The organism is Rhodococcus olei (genome assembly GCF_039540555.1).
In the GTDB taxonomy this organism is placed as follows: Bacteria; Actinomycetota; Actinomycetes; order Mycobacteriales; family Mycobacteriaceae; genus Rhodococcus_G; species Rhodococcus_G olei.
On the sequence record NZ_BAABFB010000066.1, the window covers coordinates 305,233 to 325,020 of the forward strand.

Annotated in this window: 18 protein-coding genes; 9 read left to right on the top strand and 9 right to left on the bottom strand. The window is 71.6% G+C overall.

Going from position 1 to position 19,788, the window contains the following annotated elements; genetic code table 11:
• Positions 1-25 precede the first annotated feature (25 nt).
• Complete coding sequence (locus tag ABD951_RS22445; RefSeq protein ID WP_345350441.1) at positions 26-2,065, top strand: prolyl oligopeptidase family serine peptidase; 2,040 nt, start codon at positions 26-28, stop codon at positions 2,063-2,065.
• Between the two features lie 35 nt (positions 2,066-2,100).
• Here ABD951_RS22445 and ABD951_RS22450 read toward each other — a convergent pair whose 3' ends face one another.
• Complete coding sequence (locus ABD951_RS22450) at positions 2,101-4,395, bottom strand: serine/threonine-protein kinase (protein ID WP_345350444.1); 2,295 nt, start codon at positions 4,393-4,395, stop codon at positions 2,101-2,103.
• 6 nt (positions 4,396-4,401) lie between these two features.
• The gene (locus ABD951_RS22455) at positions 4,402-5,235 is read right to left on the bottom strand and encodes an alpha/beta hydrolase family protein (protein ID WP_345350447.1); all 834 of its coding nucleotides are present in this window, start codon (positions 5,233-5,235) and stop codon (positions 4,402-4,404) included.
• A 46-nt stretch (positions 5,236-5,281) separates the two neighbouring features.
• On the opposite strand from ABD951_RS22455, the gene ABD951_RS22460 reads away from it, so the two are divergent.
• Complete coding sequence (locus ABD951_RS22460) at positions 5,282-6,391, top strand: N-formylglutamate amidohydrolase (protein ID WP_345350450.1); 1,110 nt, start codon at positions 5,282-5,284, stop codon at positions 6,389-6,391.
• A gap of 121 nt (positions 6,392-6,512) precedes the next feature.
• Here ABD951_RS22460 and ABD951_RS22465 read toward each other — a convergent pair whose 3' ends face one another.
• From ABD951_RS22465 to ABD951_RS22480, 4 genes are all read right to left on the bottom strand, one after another.
• The gene (locus ABD951_RS22465; RefSeq protein ID WP_345350453.1) at positions 6,513-7,541 is read right to left on the bottom strand and encodes an alpha/beta hydrolase; all 1,029 of its coding nucleotides are present in this window, start codon (positions 7,539-7,541) and stop codon (positions 6,513-6,515) included.
• A gap of 284 nt (positions 7,542-7,825) precedes the next feature.
• The gene (groL, locus tag ABD951_RS22470; protein ID WP_345350455.1) at positions 7,826-9,448 is read right to left on the bottom strand and encodes a chaperonin GroEL; all 1,623 of its coding nucleotides are present in this window, start codon (positions 9,446-9,448) and stop codon (positions 7,826-7,828) included.
• Between the two features lie 273 nt (positions 9,449-9,721).
• Complete coding sequence (locus ABD951_RS22475; protein WP_345350457.1) at positions 9,722-10,291, bottom strand: DUF6764 family protein; 570 nt, start codon at positions 10,289-10,291, stop codon at positions 9,722-9,724.
• A 69-nt stretch (positions 10,292-10,360) separates the two neighbouring features.
• Entirely contained in the window at positions 10,361-11,143 is a 783-nt protein-coding gene (locus ABD951_RS22480; RefSeq protein ID WP_345350460.1) for an HAD-IIA family hydrolase, read from the bottom strand.
• 86 nt (positions 11,144-11,229) lie between these two features.
• On the opposite strand from ABD951_RS22480, the gene ABD951_RS22485 reads away from it, so the two are divergent.
• Positions 11,230-11,940, top strand: a complete 711-nt coding sequence (locus tag ABD951_RS22485) for a GNAT family N-acetyltransferase (protein WP_345350463.1) — start codon at positions 11,230-11,232, stop codon at positions 11,938-11,940.
• Here the strand turns inward: ABD951_RS22485 and ABD951_RS22490 are convergent.
• The 3 genes from ABD951_RS22490 to ABD951_RS22500 form a co-directional block, all read right to left on the bottom strand.
• The gene (locus tag ABD951_RS22490) at positions 11,903-12,904 is read right to left on the bottom strand and encodes a DUF1648 domain-containing protein (protein ID WP_345350466.1); all 1,002 of its coding nucleotides are present in this window, start codon (positions 12,902-12,904) and stop codon (positions 11,903-11,905) included. The two genes, ABD951_RS22485 and ABD951_RS22490, sit on opposite strands and share 38 nt — an antisense overlap.
• The gene (locus tag ABD951_RS22495; RefSeq protein WP_345350469.1) at positions 12,901-13,251 is read right to left on the bottom strand and encodes a GntR family transcriptional regulator; all 351 of its coding nucleotides are present in this window, start codon (positions 13,249-13,251) and stop codon (positions 12,901-12,903) included. Before ABD951_RS22495 ends, ABD951_RS22490 begins: the two co-directional genes overlap by 4 nt.
• Before the next feature lie 78 nt (positions 13,252-13,329).
• Positions 13,330-13,452 (bottom strand): hypothetical protein, encoded by a 123-nt coding sequence (locus tag ABD951_RS22500; RefSeq protein ID WP_345350472.1) that lies wholly within the window; start codon positions 13,450-13,452, stop codon positions 13,330-13,332.
• Between the two features lie 227 nt (positions 13,453-13,679).
• Here ABD951_RS22500 and ABD951_RS22505 point away from each other — a divergent pair, with 227 nt between their 5' ends.
• The 6 genes from ABD951_RS22505 to ABD951_RS22530 all read left to right on the top strand — a co-directional run bounded on the left by ABD951_RS22505 (position 13,680) and on the right by ABD951_RS22530 (position 19,774).
• On the top strand, positions 13,680-14,156 hold the full coding sequence (locus ABD951_RS22505) for an SRPBCC family protein (RefSeq protein ID WP_345350475.1): 477 nt from the start codon (positions 13,680-13,682) through the stop codon (positions 14,154-14,156).
• 64 nt (positions 14,157-14,220) lie between these two features.
• Complete coding sequence (locus tag ABD951_RS22510) at positions 14,221-14,670, top strand: hypothetical protein (RefSeq protein ID WP_345350479.1); 450 nt, start codon at positions 14,221-14,223, stop codon at positions 14,668-14,670.
• A 125-nt stretch (positions 14,671-14,795) separates the two neighbouring features.
• Positions 14,796-15,509, top strand: coding sequence for a phosphatidylserine decarboxylase (locus ABD951_RS22515; protein WP_345350482.1), 714 nt, complete (start codon positions 14,796-14,798; stop codon positions 15,507-15,509).
• Between the two features lie 53 nt (positions 15,510-15,562).
• Entirely contained in the window at positions 15,563-16,372 is an 810-nt protein-coding gene (locus ABD951_RS22520; RefSeq protein ID WP_345350722.1) for a CDP-alcohol phosphatidyltransferase family protein, read from the top strand.
• 71 nt (positions 16,373-16,443) lie between these two features.
• Positions 16,444-17,538, top strand: a complete 1,095-nt coding sequence (locus ABD951_RS22525) for an alpha/beta hydrolase (protein WP_345350485.1) — start codon at positions 16,444-16,446, stop codon at positions 17,536-17,538.
• Between the two features lie 70 nt (positions 17,539-17,608).
• Positions 17,609-19,774 (top strand): AAA family ATPase, encoded by a 2,166-nt coding sequence (locus tag ABD951_RS22530; RefSeq protein WP_345350488.1) that lies wholly within the window; start codon positions 17,609-17,611, stop codon positions 19,772-19,774.
• Positions 19,775-19,788: the final 14 nt, after the last annotated feature.

Genomic DNA, 19,788 nt, shown 5'->3' on the forward strand with positions numbered 1-19,788 from the left:
GGCGCGCCGGGGGTATCAATGAGAAATGGATTCCGCCCCGAACGACCCGTATCTCTGGCTCGAGGACGTCACCGGTGACACCGCCCTGGACTGGGTGCGCACCCGCAACGCCCACACGGTCGCCGACTACGCCGAGTCGCCGGAGTTCACCGAGCTGCGGGCTCGGATCCGCGGGGTGTTCGACACCGACGCCAGGATTCCGTACGTGCGCCGGCGGGGCGCACACCTCTACAACTTCTGGCGCGACGGTGAGCACGTGCGCGGCCTGTGGCGGCGCACCTCGATGGACTCCTACCGCACCGACTCCCCCGACTGGGAGGTGCTGGTCGACCTGGATGCGCTCGCCGAGGACGAGGGCGAGAACTGGGTCTGGTCCGGCGCGCTGGTGCTGCGCACCGAGGACGACACCGACCAGACGCGCGCCCTGATCAGCCTGTCGCGTGGCGGCGCGGACGCCGTCGTGATCCGCGAGTTCGACCTGGTGCGCCGACGCTTCCTGACCCCCGAGGACGGCGGTTTCGTCCTGCCCGAGGCCAAGTCCGACGTCGACTGGATCGACGTCGACACCGTCTACGTCGGCACCGACACCGGCGACGGCTCCCTGACCGACTCCGGCTACCCCCGGACCGCGCTGCGGTGGCGGCGCGGCACCGACGTGACGGCGGCGGAGCCCGTGTTCGAGGGCGAGCACTCCGATGTCGCGGTCTCGGCCTGGTACGACCGCACTCCCGGCTTCGAGCGGAGTTTCGCCGAGCGGTCGGTCGACTTCCACACCTCGCACCGGTACGAACTCGCGGCCGACGGCACCGCGGTCCGCATCGACGCGCCCGAGGACGCCCGGGTGTCGGCACACCGCGAGTGGCTGCTGATCCGCACCCGCTCCCCGTGGACGGTCGGCGACGTCACCCACCCCGCGGGCACCCTCCTCGCCGCCCGCTACGCCGACTACCAGGCCGGTTCACGGGACCTGACGGTCCTGTTCGCCCCGGATCCGCACACGTCGCTGGAACAGTACGTGTGGACCCGCAATCATCTTCTGCTGGTGACGCTATCGGACGTACAAACCCGGCTTCGGGTGCTCACGCCCGGCCCCGGCGGGTGGACGGACACCCCGCTGGGCGGCATCTCCGAACTCACCTCCACCGACGTGCTGGACGTGGACCCGGTCACGTCCGACGAGTACTTCCTCAACTCCAGCGGCTACCTGACCCCCGCGACCCTGCTGCACGGGTACGTCGGCGAACCGGTGGAGGAACTCAAGCAGGCGCCGTCCTTCTTCGACACCTCGAATCTGTCGGTGTCGCAGCACTTCGCGACCTCCGACGACGGCACCTCGATCCCCTACTTCGTGGTGCGGCGAGACGGCGCCGAGCCGGGCCCGACCCTGCTGTACGGGTACGGCGGCTTCGAGAACTCGATGCTCCCCGCCTACAGCGGCGCCCTCGGTCTCGGCTGGCTCGAACGCGGCGGTACCTACGTGGTCGCGAACATCCGCGGCGGCGGCGAGTACGGACCGGGCTGGCACACACAGGCGCTGAAGGCCGGGCGACACAAGGCCTTCGAGGATTTCGCCGCCGTGGCCCGCGACCTCGTCGACCGCGGTGTCACCACGGCCGACCGGCTCGGGGCGCAGGGCGGCAGCAACGGCGGGCTGCTGATGGGGGTGATGCTCACCCGCTACCCGGAACTGTTCGGCGCGATCGTCTGCCAGGTCCCGCTGCTCGACATGCGCCGCTACCACCTGCTGCTCGCGGGTGCGTCGTGGATGGCCGAGTACGGCGACCCCGACGATCCGGACCAGTGGGCGTTCATCGAGCAGTACTCGCCGTACCAGAACACCGACCCGGACCGCGCCTACCCGCCGGTGCTGATCACCACGTCCACCCGCGACGACCGGGTGCACCCCGGCCATGCGCGGAAGATGGCGGCACGGCTCGAGGAGCAGGGCCACCGGGTCTGGTACTACGAGAACATCGAGGGCGGGCACGGCGGCGCCGCCGACAACGCGCAGCTCGCGTTCAAGTCGGCACTGGCGTACGAGTTCCTCTGGCGCACCCTGAGCTGACGCGCGGATCCGAGGCACCCGGTCGGGTCCCGCCGTCAGCCGCGGATGCCGATCACCCGGCGCAGCGCCCGGATGTCGGACTCGATCCGCCGGAAGAGCTGATAGACACCGAGGAAGCCTGCGACACCACCGAGGCACAACACGCGCACCGTGAACGCGACCTCGCTGCCGGGGCCCGGACCGACGAAGCTCAGGCCGGCGATGCCGACGAGCGGCACCGACGCCGCGACGCCGAGGTAGCGCGTGCTGACCGCGCGCAGCGCCCGCAGGTCGCGGCTGTCGGCACTGCCCAGCTCGCCGTGCGACAGCAGGATCGGGTACAGGCACCGGAGCGCGTAGAACGTGAGCAGGAAGTACGGGTACGAGACCGCGACGGCGCCGCACACCACCAGCGACGCGAGCAGGTGCAGGTACGCGTGCGGCGGGATGGCCCCGGCCACCGCCTGCAGCGCGACCGGATACACGATTCCCGCGACCAGCCACAGCACGAAACTGACGACCACCGCACGATGGCCGATGTTCAGCGTCGCCAACCGTGCTCGGGCCAGCACGTCCGCCGGGAACGTCCGGCCCTCCCGGATGCCGCGGGGCACGGTCAGCGCGAGCCGGCACCAGAAGACGATCGCGACCGCACCGACCGGGAACGCCGACGCTCCGATCACCAGGTGCACCTGTTCGAGGTGCTGTTGGGCGGCCGGGGACAGGGCCCGGATGATCATCTCCCTGTTGTAGTAGTAGTTGTAGGTCGTCGCGATCAGGTCCGGCACGCCGATCGCCGCGAGCAGCACCGGCAGCGGCCACCGCCCCAGGGTGGTGCGCATGCTGTCCGGCGGCGGGTCGACGAGATCGCGGGCATGGGGGTACAGGCACAGCGCGAACTGCCGGGCGAGCTTGCGGCCGTTCGACCATCGCTGGTCGGGGTCGGGTGCGAGCGAGGTGAGCAGCACCCGACGCAACGCGGCCGGGCAATTCGGTGGCAGCTGCGCCGCGGTCTCCGGATCGACGCCGCGGCGGCGCTCGTCGAGCAACTCCGCCGGGGACTCACCGGCGCGGGCGTCGGGGAACGGCCGCGTCCCGGTGAGCAGTTCCCACAGCATCACCCCGAGCGCGTAGATGTCGCTGCGGGTGTCGATCGATGCGCCACCCGGATCGACGACCGCCGCCAATTGCTCCGGCGACATGTAGGCCAGCGATCCGGCCACCGCCCCGGACGCACCCGGAACGGCGACGACGTCCACGGAGCTGACGTTGAAGTCGGCGAGCTTCGGAATCCCCTCCGCGGTCAGCAGCACGTTGGCGGGTTTGATGTCGCGATGCAGGATGCCCTGCTGCCGCGCGTACTCGAGCGCCTCGGCGAGCCGAAACCCGATCCACGCGACCGTCTCCGGCCACGACAGCGCGGCCACCTCGGCCCGCACGCTCGACTCACCCGGCACCGGTGTCCCCTTGCGGGCGAGTTCCCGGTCGATCGCGTCGAGCAGCAACTGCCCGGTGCGGCGCTCCGGCGGGACCTCCCGCACCAGGCGCACCACGTCGAGGAGGGTGCCGCCGGGAACGTACTCCATGAACAGCGCCCGCAGCTGACGGTCCTCGAGTACCCGCTGGTCGTAGACCCGGACGATGTACTGGTGGTCGAGCTGGGCGAGGGTCTGCGGCTCGGAACCCACGTTGCGGGACAGCTTCAACGCCACCCACCGGCGCATCGACGCCTGCCACGCCAGGAACACCCGGGCGAAGGCGCCGTGACCGAGCTCCGCGACCAGGTCGAAGTCGTCCAGCCGCGCCCCGACCTGCAGGTCCGCCCCGGTCGGCAGGTCGGACGGTCCGACGCTCGCGGTGGTTCGCGGGTCGTGCTCGAGCAGCCAGGCGAACCGCTCGGCCTGCTGCGGGAACTCCGCGGTGTACTCGTCGGGGTGCACGTCCTCCCCACCGAGCCGGCGGACCCGGTACTCCTCGTAGACCAGTTCCGGGGGAATCGTTCCGGCGAGCAGCTCCGGGAACTCGAGGCAGTAGTCGGCGATGCGTTTCGGCTCGCGCGCCCGGAGCCAGCGGTACGCGAGGTCGACCGAGATCAGCTCCACCAGCGCCGTCCGGCGGATCGCGTCGGTGTCCGGCAGATAGTCGCGCAGGTCCCCCGGTGGGCGGCCGTCCCGCTCCCAGTCCTGCGCCAGCCGCGCGGCGCCGGTGTCGACGACGACGCCGGCGCTCGGACCCGACCGCGTCCCGGTTCCCCCGGTCGCACCCGGCCCGAACCGGGTCGGCGGCGCGAACGCGGTGGGCGGACCGCCTGCGACGGTCGCGTCCTGGGGACGATCGGGAGCCGGGGGCACCGCGCCTCAGGTCCGGTCGCCGAGCCAGGCCACGATCCGGTCGACCGTGGTCGCGCAGTTGCGGATCCAGCCGTTGTGCCCGAGTGGCTCGTTCTGGTGCCAGGTCGTCAGGTCCGCCTTCGGGAACTTGCGGACGAGATTGCGGATCGACTGCTTCGGCGCGAGATCGTCCCCTTCCACCGAGATCGACAGGACCGGCAGTGTCAGCCGGCCGATCCGGTCCTCGTAGTCGATGTCGGCGCCGGCGGGCTCGAGCAGCCCGGTCCGCGCGAACCTCGACCAGTCCGAGATCAGCACCTTCGACTGGCGGCCGAACCCGCCGACGTCGAACCGATCGCCCGGCCAGAACCCGGCCACGTTCGCGGTGATCGACATCGCCGCCGAGCCGACGAGCAGACCCGCACCCCGCACCACGCCGTGGCCACGGTGGAACGGCGACCCCGACGCCACCAGGATCATCCCGCCCAGACCGCCATCGGACCGCGCGGCGTACATCACGCCGAGCTGGCCGCCCATGCTGTGGCCGAGCAGGAACGGCGTGCTCTCGTCGAACCGTTCCCGCACCACCTCGAACACCGCCGGAAAGTCCACCGACGCCAGCTCCTGGTACCCGTAATCGCTCTCCGGGCCGGGTCGCGGCCGGCTGTCGCCCTGACCGCGGAGTTCGCCGATCGCCGCGTTGTACCCGTGCTCGACGAGCGCCTGCGCCACGGTGTCGTAGTAGCCGGCAGGCACCCCGAGCCCGGGAAAGATCACCACCACAGGCCGGCCCTCCCGCCCCGGGAACAACCGCACCGGAAGCGTGCTGCCGTCGGGCACCTGAATCGGAATCGTCTCCACGGTGTCAATCCTCTCCCCTGACGTCGGGTCCCGATAGTGTTCGGCCATGGCCCTGTCAGACCCGCTGTTGATCCCGGCCGGGACCGAATTCACGCCCGATGATCTGATTTTCTACGCCGAACGCGCGGATCGCAGCCTGGACGAGGCCCTCGCCGGGGCGGATCTACTGGTCAGCTGCCCGCACTCGGGGTCGATGATCCCCGCGGAACTGGCCGCCTTCCTGGCGCCCGAGTTCACCCGCCGGCTGCAGTTCGACTTCACCGACTGCTCCACCGGCCCGATCGTGCGACGCTGGGCCGAGATCGACCCGCGGATCGTCTACGTCGAGAACCCGCACCCCCGGATGGTCCGCGACCCCAACCGCGCCCGACCGGACGACCTGTTCGCGACCCTGAAGGAGGCCTTCGTCCGGGTCCGCGCCGCCGGTCCCGACCGGCCCGTCGACCTGACCGGCGTGGACGCGATCCGCCCGGTGACGTTCTCGTCCCTGCCGCTGCTGATCGAACCCGACGACGACGCCGGGCTGCGGCACCTCGCGGCGACCTTTGCCGAGGTGGCCGCCCACGGTCTCGAGGTGTACGAGCGGACCCGCGACGAGTTGATCGGCCGGATGGTCGATCTCGCGTTCGCCCGGGCCAGGGACAGCAGGCGGCCGGTGGAGTTCACGACGTTGTCGGTTCACGACACGATGAACCACACCAGCACCCGGGACGGGGCGGTGAACGTCGAACGGGCCCCGTCGGACCGGCTGCCCGACGTGGTCGCACTGTGCAATCGCGGTGACCACGAGGGCAATCCGCGCGGGAACGACGCGGTCACGATGGCGCCCGGCGCGCTCCGCGCGCTCGCCGCCGCGCACCGCACCGGGTTCGCGGTCGACGACCCGACCGCGGTGGCGCTGAACCAGCCGTACCCGGGCAGTCGGGAGATCATCTCGGCCGGCGCCCGCTTCGCCGAACTCGCAGCGCCCGCCGCCGAATCCGGTGTCACGCTGTCGGCCGTGCAGGCCGAGTTCCGCCGCGAACACCTGATCGGTCCGGTCCTCACCTCGGAACTGATGGAGCCCGGTGTCGGGTGGCCGAGGGCCGATCCGGATCGGGTCGATTCGATCGCCCACGCCTGCAAGGCCAGCTGGGACGCCTTCCGCGCCCGCTGACCCCGCTCGGCCGAGCTCCGCCGACGCGGCCGGCCGTGCCGGCTGGCAGCCCGCACAACACGACGGCGCCGTCCCGCTCAGGAGCGGGACGGCGCCGTCGTCGAATTCGGGAGCGCTGCGATCAGATGCCGAGCGAGTTGGCGAGGAACGGCCACGACTTGTGCAGGTCGTCCTCCCAGTAGCCCCACGAGTGAGTGCCGTTCGGGCGGAAGTCGAACGTCGCCGGGATGTTCAGCTGGTTCAGCCGCTTGAACAGGTTGTTCGTGCACAGCAGGGTGGCACCCTCGATGGCGCCGCCGAGCAGGACCTGGTTGGCCAGCGCGGACGGGCTGCCGGTCTCCTCCAGGTTGTCGTGCGCGCCGGGCAGACCGTTGCCGCTGGACACGTACAGCTGGGTGCCGCGCAGCTTCTCGGCGTTGATCACCGGGTCGTTCGCGATCCACTGCGGATCGTTCTCGGGGCCCCACATGTTCTCGGTGTCGCCGCCGCCGCGGGACTCGACCACGAGCTTGATGTAGGCGCGGCCGGCCTCCGTGCTGGTCTCGGCGCAACCGCTGTAGGCGGCGACGCTCTTGTACAGGCCGGGGGCGTCGATCGCGAGGTTGAGCACCGAGGTGCCGGTCATGGAGATCGCGGCGAGCGAGTTGACGCCGTTGCCCTTGAACGCCGCGTCGATGATCGGCGGGAGCTCCTGCGTCAGGAAGGTCGTCCACTTGTTGCGGCCGAGCTTGGGATCGTCCTTCTGCCAGTCGGTGTAGTAGCTGAACGCACCGCCGACCGGGGTGACCACGTTGAGGTTCTTGTCGGAGAAGAACGAGGCGACATCGGTGCGACGCTGCCAGGTCGCGGAGTCCTCGCCGCCGCCGGCGCCGTTGAGGAGGTACAGGGTGGGCCGCGGGGCGCTCGTGTCGGCGGGGAGCTGAATCTTCAGCGGGATGGTCTTGTCCATCGACACTGAGTGCACGTAGGCGGTGACCTGGCGTCCGGAGCCGTCGATGCGCTCGAGCTTGGATCCGTTCGCCGCGACCGCCTGCGGGACGTCGGCCGCGTTGGCGACGGCACCGACACCGAGCAGGGGCAGGACGGTCAGCGCGGCGGTCGCGGCCGCGATGCGACCCACGCGACGGCCGGATCCACGAAACTTGGGCATCTTCCCACCTTGATCTGTCGACTGCTTGCGTTAGCTGTTCGTTAGCGTATATACGCCATCGCGGCCCCGCCGTTACTCCTGCGGGACCTCGTGGCGTGAATACGCGGGCATAGTCTCACCGAGAGTGTGCCGGGTTGTCCAAGGAATCGCCAAAGATGTGTCCCGATTCCGTTCCGTGACCGACAACCGGCCTGTACAACATCGCCGCGAGGCCGGCCCACCCGACGGTGGACCGGCCTCGTGGGAACCGGGTGGGACCGGTCAGGTCCCGAGCGGGGTCGGACTCAGAAGTCCATGCCGCCCATGCCGCCGGTCGGGTCCGCGACGGGCGCGGCCTTCTCCGGCTTGTCGGCGACGACGGCCTCGGTGGTGAGGAACAGGGCCGCGATGGACGCCGCGTTCTGCAGCGCCGAGCGGGTGACCTTGACCGGGTCGTTGATGCCGGCCGCGAGCAGGTCCTCGTACTCACCGGTGGCGGCGTTCAGGCCGCTGCCGGCGGGCAGGTTGCGAACCTTCTCCGCGACGACGCCGGGCTCGAGGCCGGCGTTGAAGGCGATCTGCTTGAGCGGGGCCTCGAGGGCCACCTTGACGATGTTGGCACCGGTGGCCTCGTCGCCCTCGAGCTTCAGGTCGTCCAGGACCGGAGCGGACTGCAGCAGAGCCACGCCACCACCGGCGACGATGCCCTCCTCGACCGCGGCCTTGGCGTTGCGGACGGCGTCCTCGATGCGGTGCTTGCGCTCCTTGAGCTCGACCTCGGTCGCGGCACCGGCCTTGATGACGGCGACGCCGCCGGCCAGCTTCGCGAGGCGCTCCTGCAGCTTCTCACGGTCGTAGTCGGAGTCCGACGCCTCGATCTCGGCGCGGATCTGGTTGACGCGACCGGCGATGGCCTCGGCGTCGCCGGCACCCTCGACGATGGTGGTCTCGTCCTTGGTGACGACGACCTTGCGGGCGCGGCCGAGCAGCTCGATGCCGGCGGTCTCCAGGGACAGGCCGACCTCTTCGCTGATGACCTCGCCACCGGTGAGGATGGCGATGTCGGCGAGCTGCGCCTTGCGGCGGTCACCGAAGCCGGGGGCCTTGACGGCGACGGACTTGAAGGTGCCGCGGATCTTGTTGACGACCAGGGTCGACAGGGCCTCGCCCTCGACGTCCTCGGCGATGATCAGCAGCGGCTTGCCGGCCTGGATGACCTTCTCCAGCAGCGGCAGCAGGTCCTTGACCGTCGAGATCTTGGAGCTGACGAGCAGGATGTACGGATCCTCGAGGACCGCTTCCTGACGCTCGGCGTCGGTCGCGAAGTACAGCGAGATGTAGCCCTTGTCGAAGCGCATACCCTCGGTGAGCTCGAGCTGCAGGCCGAAGGAGTTGGACTCCTCGACGGTGATGACGCCTTCCTTGCCGACCTTGTCCATGGCCTCGGCGATCAGCTCACCGATGGACGGGTCACCCGCGGAGATGCCGGCGGTGGCGGCGATCTGCTCCTTGGTCTCGACCTCCTTGGCGGTGTCGAGCAGCTTGGCGGTCACGGCCTCGACGGCCTTCTCGATGCCGCGCTTGAGACCCAGCGGGTTCGCACCGGCGGCGACGTTGCGCAGACCCTCACGGACGAGCGCCTGAGCGAGGACGGTGGCGGTGGTGGTGCCGTCGCCAGCGACGTCGTCGGTCTTCTTGGCGACCTCCTTGACCAGCTCGGCGCCGATCTTCTCGTAGGGGTCCTCGAGCTCGATCTCCTTGGCGATGGACACGCCGTCGTTGGTGATCGTGGGGGCGCCCCACTTCTTCTCGAGCACGACGTTGCGACCCTTGGGTCCCAGCGTCACCTTGACGGCGTCGGCGAGGCTGTTGAGGCCACGCTCGAGGCCGCGACGGGCCTCTTCGTCGAACGCGATGATCTTGGCCATTGCGAAGTGATCCTCCGGATTGGGGGTGACACACAAGGCGACCGCTCGTCGGGTCGCCTCATTTGGCGCTCAGGGCGACCGCATGCGGTTCGCCCCGTTCACATGGCCAGGCTCGGTGCCCGCGACGGACGACCGGGGGTGTCGATGGATCCCGGTCTCACCTTCCCGACCTGGCACTCACGTGTTGTGAGTGCCAAGTGCTTTTCTAGCACTCGCAGGTGGCGAGTGCAAGGTTCCGGGAGTCCGTCGCGGGCCTGGGACGTGCCCGCGGAGTCAGCGGATCAGGCAGACCGCGCCGGTGGTGAAGTTGACGGCGAACGAGAGCGGCCCCATGCAGTCCACGCCGCCCGGCTCCGCGGTCGCACCCGAACCCCAGCCGGCGAGCGCGAGGGTGACGTTGCCGTTGCCGGTGGCGGCGCGGGCGATGCCGCCGCCGATCGCGTAGGCGTGCGCCTGACCGGGACCCTTCGACGTGCTCAGCGCGACGCCGAATCCGGTCGCGAAGGTGTTGGCGGCGCCGACGTCGGACACGCTGACCGCGGTGCCGCTGTCCGTCGCGCCCGCGTTCGCGACGCCGCCGGACGTCGCCGTCGCGCCGCAGCTGGCGTCGCCGATGACGTGGATGTCATTGGCCGACGGCGGCGAGACGCAGTCGACGCGGGCGGCGGAGGCGACCCCGGTGCCGGCGACGGCGAGGCCGCCGAGCACAGCGACACCCGTCGCGATCGACGCGCCGACGCGCGCGGCGCGGCTGCGGAACAGGGTCAGGGAACGGGGGCGGGAGGCAGTGCGCACGAATCTCCTCGGACGGGCTGGACGGAATGCGTCGACCGTACCGAACATCACCCCGTTCGACCCGGAAAGTTCGCGCGCGACTCGGCAACGATTTCGTTGAACGCAACGGGACCCCGGTCACCCGTCGAGCCGGTCGAGGAGAGCGGGGAGGTCGGCCACGGAATCGATCACGTGATCGGGCGCCCGGTCCGCGGAATCGAGGACCGCCGGCCGGAACTTGCCGGTCCGCACGAGCACCCCGACGAAACCGACGTACTGGGCGGCGAGCACGTCGTTCACCAGGTCGTCGCCGATCATGAGTGTCCGCTCCGGCTCGGTGCCCATCAGCGCGGCCGCCGCGGTGAACCCGGTCGGCGCCGGCTTGCCGATCACGGTCGCGCGCGAACCGCCCGCCGCCTCGAGGCCCGGCAGGTAGGCGCCGGTGTCGATCCGCAGGCCGTCCGCGGTGGCCCACGTCAACCCGCCCTGCATCGCCACGAGCGGCACGCCCTGCTGCATCAGGTCCACGACACGGCTGAGGGTGACGTGGTCGAACTCGGGTCCGGCGCCACCGAGGACCACGACCTCGGGGTGCTCCGGATCCAGGACGATCCCCTCCAGGTCCTCCGCGATGTCGCCGTGGTTGACCAGCAGGCACCGCGCTCCCGGACGGGTCGCACGCAGGTACTCGGCGGTGAGCGCCGCGGCGGTGACGATCTCGCGGGCGTCGACGTCCATGCCCTGCCCGCGCAGCTCGGCAGCGATCTCGGCGCGGGTGCGGGAGGTGGTGTTGGTGAGGAAGGCGCGCCGCAGGGACCGCTCGCGCAGCGCCCGCAGGGTCTCCGTGGCGCCCGGCAACGGACGCCACGACGTGACCAGCACCCCGTCGATGTCGAACAGCACGCCGTCGATCCGCGCCATCCTCCGAGAATATGCGCCGCGCGCACCGGGCGCCCGGCGACCTCGACGCGCGAAATCTCGCTTGCCGGCGTGGCGATACTCGTACCGTGCCGACCACAGACCCCGCCCCGTTCCCGCCCGTGCCCGACCCCCGCCCGCTTGATTCCCCGTGGCCGCAGATGAGCTGGCCGGTCCCGGACGGCACCGCGCTGCCGGGCGCGACGGTCCGCCTGACGAGGCTCGACCCGGTCGCCGACGCGGACGAGTTGTTCGACGCCCTCGATCACGACCGGGTGTGGGCGCACGTGCCGTGGCGACCGGCCGACCCGGCGTCGTTCGCGGAATTCCTCCGGGTCCGGAGCGCCGAACCGAACTGGCACCAGTGGACCGTGCGGACCGTCCGGCCGGTCGGCGACGTACCGGCGGGTGCGATCGTCGGGACCACCTCCTACCTCGACGTGGTTCCGCGCGACGCGCGGCTCGAGATCGGGATGACGCTCTACACCCCCGCGGTGTGGCGGACGACCGTGAACCCGGAGGCGAAACTGCTCCTGCTGCGGTACGCGTTCGAGACCCTGTCCGCCGGTCGGGTCCAGCTGAAGACGGACGTGCGCAACGTCCGGTCCCAGCAGGCCATCGCGCGCCTCGGGGCGCAGTACGAGGGGACGCTGCGGCGCAGTTTCCGTCGCGAGGACGGCACCGTGCGCGACAGCGTCCTGTTCTCGATCACGGCCGAGGACTGGCCGGACGTGCGCGACCGGCTGAGCCGGCGGCTCGAGCTCAGCGCGGGGACCGGTCCCGCGCGGCCAGGGCGTTGAGGACGGCCGCGGCCCGGTCCGCGCCGTCGACGGTGACGGTGAACCGCGACCCGTCACCGCGGGCGACCTGCAGGGCGGGCCCCGGCCGGACGATCAGGCCGACGCCCGCGGGGCCGACCCGGTAGCCGTAGCCGCCGAACCCGTTGAGCAGTGCCACGGACACCTCCCGGGCCTCGGCGACCTCCTCGATCGGGATCCGGATCGGGCGGATCGCGACGACGCTGCGTGCGGTCAGCCCGCGATGGTCGACGAGCACCCGGACCGGCGCCAGGACGAACGCCATCAGGGCGGCGGAGATCGCGGTGATCACGAGGAGCAGGGCCGCCGACCCGACACCCGCGACGGCCAGCCCCAGGACCACGGTCAACGGCACCGCGACCACGATCGCCCCGAGCAGGCGCGGCATCGCGGCCGATCCCGACCACGCGACCCGCTCGCCGTCGGCGAGCGGCAGACGCGGGGCGCCCTCCGGGGGCGGGGCGACGGCCGGCGTCGGCCCGGGCGCCGGGACCGCCCGGTACGCGAGCACCGCGGACAGCAGCGCGGCCACCGCGCCCACCGCGATCCACCCGACGGGGACGGCGACCGACGCGGCGTCGGACACCCCGTGCTGCGGGATCGCCACCAGGGCGGGCAACACCGCGACGAACACTCCCGTGCCTGCCGCGACCGCGGCGCCGGTCCGGGCCGCGCGCGGGTCGCGACCGGTGACCGGCACGACCACGGTCACCAGGACGGCGGCGATCGCCGGACCGAGCAGGACGGACCAGCACACCGCGGCGAGGGTCGCGAAGCGGTCGGCGTCGCCGCCGGGCCCGAAATGCACGGCGAGCCGCTCCGGGAGGTCCGCCGACCAGGCCGCGAGCAGCGCCAGCGCGGCGACCGCGGCCACCGCCGGGGCCGTCAGCGCGGCTGCGAGCGCGCGGACCCACGAGATCTTCTGCACACCGGTCGATTCCGTCACGTCATCTCCTTCGTCACCAGCGCCACCAGTTCCGCCGTGCCCATCCCGAGTCGGCGCGCCTCCCCGACGAGCGCACGTACCGCCTCCTGCAGCGGGCCGCGTGTGCCCGCGTCGGCGGCCACCACCGCTCCCCGACCGCGCCGCAGTTCGATCAGCCCCTCGTCCCGCAGCTGCTGGTAGCCGCGCAGCACGGTGTGCACGTTCAGGTCCAGCGACTCGGCGAGATCACGGGCGCCGGGCAGACGCTCCCCGGGCGCGGCGCTGCCGTCGGCGATGGCACGGCGGACGCTGGCCGCCACCTGTTCGAAGAGCGGTGCGGACGAGGACGGGTCGATTCGGACGAGCACACCATCACCATATTGTTCTAGATCGAATAGAACAACTTTCCGGACAGAAAGGGCCGACCGAACGGCCGGGGCCGGCGGTCAGCGGGTGAAGTGGCCCCGGACCAGGTCGTCGACCTCACGCTGGGTCAGCAGACGTTCGAGGCGCTCACTCGGCCACGTCTCCCGACGGCCCCACGTGCGCGCGATCGGCAGCAGGGGCATCGACTGATGGTGGGGTGGGCGCAGGACGTCTGGGATCTTCACGACAGGCTCCGGGTCGGATGCCGGCCACGGTGTGGCCGACCGGTGTGTGGATACCATCTTCATCGCCCGCACCCGGCCGTGCATTACACCCGGATCCCGGATCTTGACGTCCGCCTCGAATCCGGCGAAGTATATGTGACGATAGGTATCGCACACCGTCCCCGTCTGAAGCCTGGAGAAGCACCGTGACGAACACCCTCGAAGCGAGCATCGAGATCGACGCCACCCCCGAGGCGGTGTGGACGGTGGTCTCCGACCTCGAACGGATGGGCAGGTGGAGCCCGCAGTGCAGGGTGATGAAGGTCTTCGGCGGCCCGGTCCGTCAGGGCACCCGGACGTTCAACGTCAACAAGAAGGGTCTGCTGGTGTGGCCGACCAGCGCGAAGGTGATCCGCTTCGAACCGAACCGGGCCGTCGCGTGGCGGGTCACCGAGAACCACACCATCTGGACCTACGAGCTGACCGCGACCGAGACCGGCACCCGCGTGACCGAACGCCGCGAGGCCCCGACCGGCACCACCGGGATCTCGAGCTTCCTCGTCGACAAGTTCATGGGCGGCACCGCCGACTTCGAGGTCGACATGATCTCCGGTATGAACACCACCCTCTCCCGAATCAAGTCCGAGGTCGAGTCCGCGACCGCGACCGCGACCACGCGCTGACGGACCCTCGGTTGTCGGTGGCCCGCACTATCGTTCCGCACCACCGACAATCGAGGAGAACCCGATGACGACGGACCCGGTGATGACCGAGGCCATGCACGCCCAGGACCTGGCGAACCGAGGCGAGCGGGACGCGGCCCGCATCGCGTTCACGGACCTGTGGGACCGGCTCGGACCGGACCGCGATCCGCTGCACGCCGTCACGATCGCGCACTACCTTGCCGACCTGCAGGACGATCCCGCCGAGGAGCTCGCGTGGGACCTGCGCGCGCTGGCGGCCGCGGACGGCCTCACCGACGAGCGCGCCCAGCGGTACCACGCGACGTTGCAGGTGCGCGGGTTCGCGCCGTCGCTGCACCTGAACCTGGCCGCCGACTACACCAAGGTCGGGGACCGGGACGCGGCCCGTCGGCACCTGGCCCGCGCCGAGGACGCGGTCGACGTGCTGGGCGACGACGGATACGGCCGGATGATCCGCGGCGGGATCGACCGGCTGCGTGCGGAGCTCGAGTAGCAGCCGACCACAGGTCCGGTGACTTCGGGGTGCAGGACACCCGCCGCGCTCGGCTAGCCTGTGCAGTGCCCGGAACGGCCCCGCCGTTCGGGCACCGAAGCCGTCGCCGACCCTAAGAGGAGCTCGTGGCCCGCCGCCCCACCCCCATCGGTACCCCGCAGCCGACCGGCCTCGCGCATGTCGTCGACCTGGTCCGGACGACGATCCCGCCGCTGCACCCGGCCGGACTGCCGTTCGTGCTGACCCCGCTCGCGGTCGCCGTGCTCGGTCGCCGCCGACCGTGGTTGCGTCGCACCGGCCTCGCCGCGGCAGGCGCCAGCGCCGCGTTCTTCCGGCACCCGCACCGGGTGCCGCCGAACCGGCCGAACGTGGTCGTCTCCCCCGCCGACGGCGAGATCGCGCTCGTCGACAACGCGGTTCCGCCCGCCGAGCTGAACATGGGCGACCAGCCGGTGCCCCGGGTGAGCATCTTCCTGTCGGTGCTGGACGTGCACGTGCAGCGCAGCCCCGTCGCCGGCGAGGTCCTGAAGGTGGTGCACCAGCCCGGCAAGTTCCTCTCCGCGGATCTCCCGGAGGCCAGCGACGCGAACGAGCGCAACTCGATGCTGCTGCGGACCGCCGCCGGCCACGAGGTCGCGGTCGTGCAGATCGCGGGCCTGCTGGCCCGCCGCATCGTCTGCGACGCGACGGTCGGGGACCGGTTGCCGATCGGTGACACCTACGGGCTGATCCGGTTCGGATCCCGCGTCGACACCTACTTCCCGGCGGGCAGCACCGTGCTGGTCGAACGAGGGCAGCGCGCCGTCGGCGCGGAGACCGTCCTCGCGCTGCTGCCGTGAGTCCGCGGGAGGTCGTCACCACCAGCAGACCCCGCCGGGTCGCGTCGAGCGGTCTGCTGCTCCTGCCGAGCACCCTCACGATCCTGGCGCTGTGCAGCGGCCTGTCCGCGGTCAAGTTCGCGCTCGAGAACCAGCTCGGGGTCGCGCTCGCGATGATCGGTGCCGCCGCGGTCCTGGACTCGCTCGACGGCCGCATCGCGCGCCTGCTGGACGCGACCACGAAGATCGGCGCCGAGCTCGACTCGCTGTCCGACGCCATCTCGTTCGGTGTCGCGCCCGCGCTGGTGCTGTACGTGACCCTGCTCGACGGCAGCAACGCCGGCTGGATCATCGCGCTGGTGTTCGCGGTCAGCATCGTGCTGCGGCTGGCGAGGTTCAACACCCTCCTCGACGACGACACGGCGCCGCCGTACACGAGCGAGTTCTTCGTCGGCGTGCCCGCGCCCGCGGGCGCGTTGATCGCGCTGACGCCGATCGCCGCGTACGAGCAGTGGGGGGACGGCTGGTGGTCGTCGTTCTGGGCGGTGTCGGTGTGGACGGTGCTGTCCGCGGGCCTGATCGTCAGCCGCATCCCGACGCTGGCGATGAAGACGTTCTCGGTGCCGCGCCGGATGGCGGCGGCGCTGCTGGTCGGGGTCGCGCTGACGGCCGCCGCGTTGATCACCTACCCGTACGTGCTGCTGATCGTTCTGGTGTTCGCGTACCTGGTGCACATCCCGTTCGCGGTCCGCTCGAAGCGCTGGGTGGCCGCGCGGCCGGAGGTGTGGGACGTCAAACCCGCCGAACGGCGCGCGATCCGGCGGGTCAGCACCGACCGGCGGTCCTACTCGCGGCTCGGGCTTCGGCGCCCGAAAGCGCGCTGACCGGACCTCGGGACCGCCCCGTGCCCGCCACCTCGCCGCCGCGCCACGCGTCTCCCCTATCGTCGGGAGCCGTGCGAACGACCAGACGACTGAGCTGCGCGGTGCTCCCGTTGCTGGTCGCTGCCGGGATCGCGACCGCGCCCTCCGCGTCCGCCGATCCCGCCCCGCCGGTGATCGGTCCGGCGGCCGGCTCGTCGGTCCCCCAGCCGGGCGAGGACGCCGAGGTGACGTTCGCCTCCGGCGACGTCACTCTGTACGGCACGCTGCGTACCCCGGTCCGGCCGCGGTCGGGCGTGGCCGCGTTGCTGCTGCCCGGCAGCGGCCCGACCGATCGCAACGGCAACCAGCCCGGGGTCCCGGCGAACACGCTCGGCCGCATCGCCGACGACCTGGCCGAGCAGGGGATCCCGAGCCTGCGATTCGACAAGTTCGGCAGCGGTGCCACCGGACTCGCCGGGTTGCCCCAGAACCGGCTCGTCGACTTCGGGTTCACGGACCAGGTCACGCACGCCGCGGCCGCCGCGACGCTGCTGTCGGACCGTACCGGTGTACCCGTCGACCGCCTCACGGTGATCGGTCACTCCGAGGGCGGGCTCACCGCACTCGCGCTCGCCGATCGCGGCATCGGTCACGGCGGTGTCGGACTGGTCGAGCCGTTGCCGATGCGCTATCTGGACCTGTTGACCGCGCAACTGAACCGGCAGCTCGACGCGGCGGTGCAGGACGGGCGGCTGGCTGCCGCCGACGCGGAGACCTCACGCGAGACGCTGCGGACGAGCGTGCGGTCGCTGCGGGAGACCGGGAAGCTCCCCGCCCGGCCCGACCCGCTGCTGGCGAGCATCGGGCTTGTCCCGGCGAACGCGACGTTCCTGGCGGAGGCCGACGCGTTGGACCCGGTACGACTGGCCGACGAGATTCCCGCCACCACCCCGGTCCTGCTCACGTGCTCCGACAAGGACCTCAACGTCAGCTGCGATCAGGTGGGCCCGCTGCGGGACGCACTCGACCACACCGCCCTCCGGTTCGCGCATCTCGCCAACGCCAACCACCTGCTCGGCGAACTCGGACCCTTCCCGCCCGGCCGGCTCGACGTGGCGGTGCCGCTGCCGGAGTCCGTGGAGTTCGGCACGGCCCTGCGCGAGTGGTCGGCGCGGCTCGGCGGGTGAACGACCCGCCGGGGACACCGCGCCGTTCCTGCCCGGCTCGCCCACGCGCCGTGTCACTACCCTGGTGCGCGTGACCTCCCCGGAACTCGCGCTGACCGCCCGGTTGAACACGTCCGCCGCCGACGCCCGCCGCGGCGTCGTGCGCCTGCACCCCGAAGCGCTCGCCGCGCTGGGGCTGCGGGAGTGGGACGGGATCGCGATCATCGGCGGCCGCCGCACGGCGGCGGTCGTCGCGCTCGCACCGGCGGGCACCCCGACCGGGACCGCGCTGCTCGACGACGTCACGCTGTCCAACGCCGGCCTGAAAGAGGATGCGCGCGTGGTCGTCTCACCGGTGACGGTGCACGGCGCCCGGACCGCGACGCTGAGCGGGTCCACGCTGGCGATGCAGTCGATCTCGGCGTCGACCCTGCGACAGGCGTTGCTCGGGAAGGTGCTCACCGTCGGCGACACGGTGTCGCTGCTGCCGCGCGACCTCGGTCCCGGCACCTCGACGACCGGTGCCACGCTGTCGCTCTCGCGCGCGTTCGGGGTGGCCTGGACGTCCGAACTGTTGACCGTGGTGGCGGTGGATCCGGCGGGTCCGGTGAGCGTGCAGCCGAATTCGGCTGTCAACTGGGGCACGTCCGCGGCCGCCCCGGCCCCGGTCGTCGCCGCGCCCGCGTCCCCCACGCCGCGTCCCGACGCGGTTCCGGTGCAGGACCTGGTCGGGGTGTCCGCCCAGACCGCGAAGCTGACCGAATGGCTCCGGCTGGCCCTCGACGAACCGGAACTGCTGCACACACTCGGCGCGTCGCCGCACCTGGGAGTGGTGATCACCGGGCCGGCCGGGGTGGGCAAGGCGACGACGGCACGCGCGGTGCTCGCCGGACGCACCGTCGTCGAACTCGACGGCCCGACCGTCGGTGCGCTGGAGCACGGCGCCCGGCTGCAGCGGGTCGCCGACGCGGTGGCCCGCCTCCGGCAGGAACGGGGCGTGCTGCTGGTCACCGACCTCGACGCACTGCTTCCCGCTGATCCCGAGCCGGTGTCGACGCTGATCCTCGACGAGCTGCGCCGCGCGGTCGACACCCCCGGCGTCGCGTTCGTCGCGACGACCGCCCACCCGGACGCGCTCGACACCCGCACCCGCAGCCAGGACGTGTGCGACCGCGAGCTGACGATTCCACTGCCCGACGGCGTGACCCGGCGGGCACTTCTCGAACTGCTGCTGCGCAAGGTCCCGACCTCGGATCTCGACCTCGGCGAGATCGCATCCCGGGCACCGGGATTCGTCGCCGCCGATCTCGCCGCGCTCGTGCGGGAGGCGGCGCTTCGGGCGGCGTCGCGCGCCAGCAACGAGGGCACCGATCCGCGGCTCGAGCAGTCCGATCTGCTCGGCGCGCTGGGGGTGATCCGGCCGCTGTCCCGGTCCGGCACCGAGGAATTGGCGGTCGGCAGTGTCACCCTCGACGACGTCGGCGACATGCTCGAGACCAAGCGCGCGTTGACGGAGACGGTGCTGTGGCCGTTGCAGCATCCGGACTCGTTCGCCCGCCTGGGGATCGAGCCGCCGCGTGGGGTGCTGCTGTACGGGCCCCCGGGCTGCGGAAAGACGTATCTGGTTCGGGCGCTGGCCGGTTCGGGTCAACTGTCGGTGCACGCGGTCAAGGGTGCGGAGCTGATGGACAAGTGGGTCGGTGCGTCGGAGAAGGCGGTACGCGAACTGTTCCAGCGTGCACGCGATTCCGCGCCGTCGATGATCTTCCTCGACGAGGTGGACTCCCTGGCACCGCGCCGGGGGCAGTCCACCGACTCGGGTGTCACCGACCGGGTGGTGGCTGCGCTGCTCACCGAACTCGACGGCGTGGAACCCCTGCGCGACGTCGTGGTGGTCGGCGCGACGAACCGGCCCGACCTGATCGATCCCGCCCTGCTGCGCCCGGGCCGACTCGAGAAGCTGGTGTTCGTGCCGCCGCCGGACGCCGATGCGCGCCGCGAGATCCTTCGTACCGCCGGCCGTTCGGTGCCGCTCGCCGAGGGCGTCGACCTCGATGCCCTGGCCGCCGAGCTGGACGGGTACTCCGCGGCGGACTGCTCGGCGCTGCTGCGGGAGGCCGCGCTGGCGGCGATGCGCCGCGACGTGGATGCCGCCGACGTCACGGCCGCCGACGTCACGTCCGCACGCGAGACGGTCCGCCCCTCCCTGGACGCGGCGCAGGTTGCGCACCTCGAGGCGTACGCGCGCGGCCGCTGACGGCCCGCGGCGCA

Excerpts from the sequence above, each read along its gene's own strand:
- ABD951_RS22510 (WP_345350479.1), top strand. The coding sequence starts at position 14,221 with ATGACGACGGACCCGGTGATGACCGAGGCCATGCACGCCCAGGACCTG.
- ABD951_RS22480 (WP_345350460.1), bottom strand. The coding sequence starts at position 11,143 with ATGGCGCGGATCGACGGCGTGCTGTTCGACATCGACGGGGTGCTGGTC.
- groL (WP_345350455.1), bottom strand. The coding sequence starts at position 9,448 with ATGGCCAAGATCATCGCGTTCGACGAAGAGGCCCGTCGCGGCCTCGAG.
- ABD951_RS22500 (WP_345350472.1), bottom strand. The coding sequence starts at position 13,452 with ATGCCCCTGCTGCCGATCGCGCGCACGTGGGGCCGTCGGGAGACGTGG.
- ABD951_RS22460 (WP_345350450.1), top strand. The coding sequence starts at position 5,282 with ATGGCCCTGTCAGACCCGCTGTTGATCCCGGCCGGGACCGAATTCACG.
- ABD951_RS22465 (WP_345350453.1), bottom strand. The coding sequence starts at position 7,541 with ATGCCCAAGTTTCGTGGATCCGGCCGTCGCGTGGGTCGCATCGCGGCC.
- ABD951_RS22445 (WP_345350441.1), top strand. The coding sequence starts at position 26 with ATGGATTCCGCCCCGAACGACCCGTATCTCTGGCTCGAGGACGTCACC.
- ABD951_RS22475 (WP_345350457.1), bottom strand. The coding sequence starts at position 10,291 with ATGTTCGGTACGGTCGACGCATTCCGTCCAGCCCGTCCGAGGAGATTC.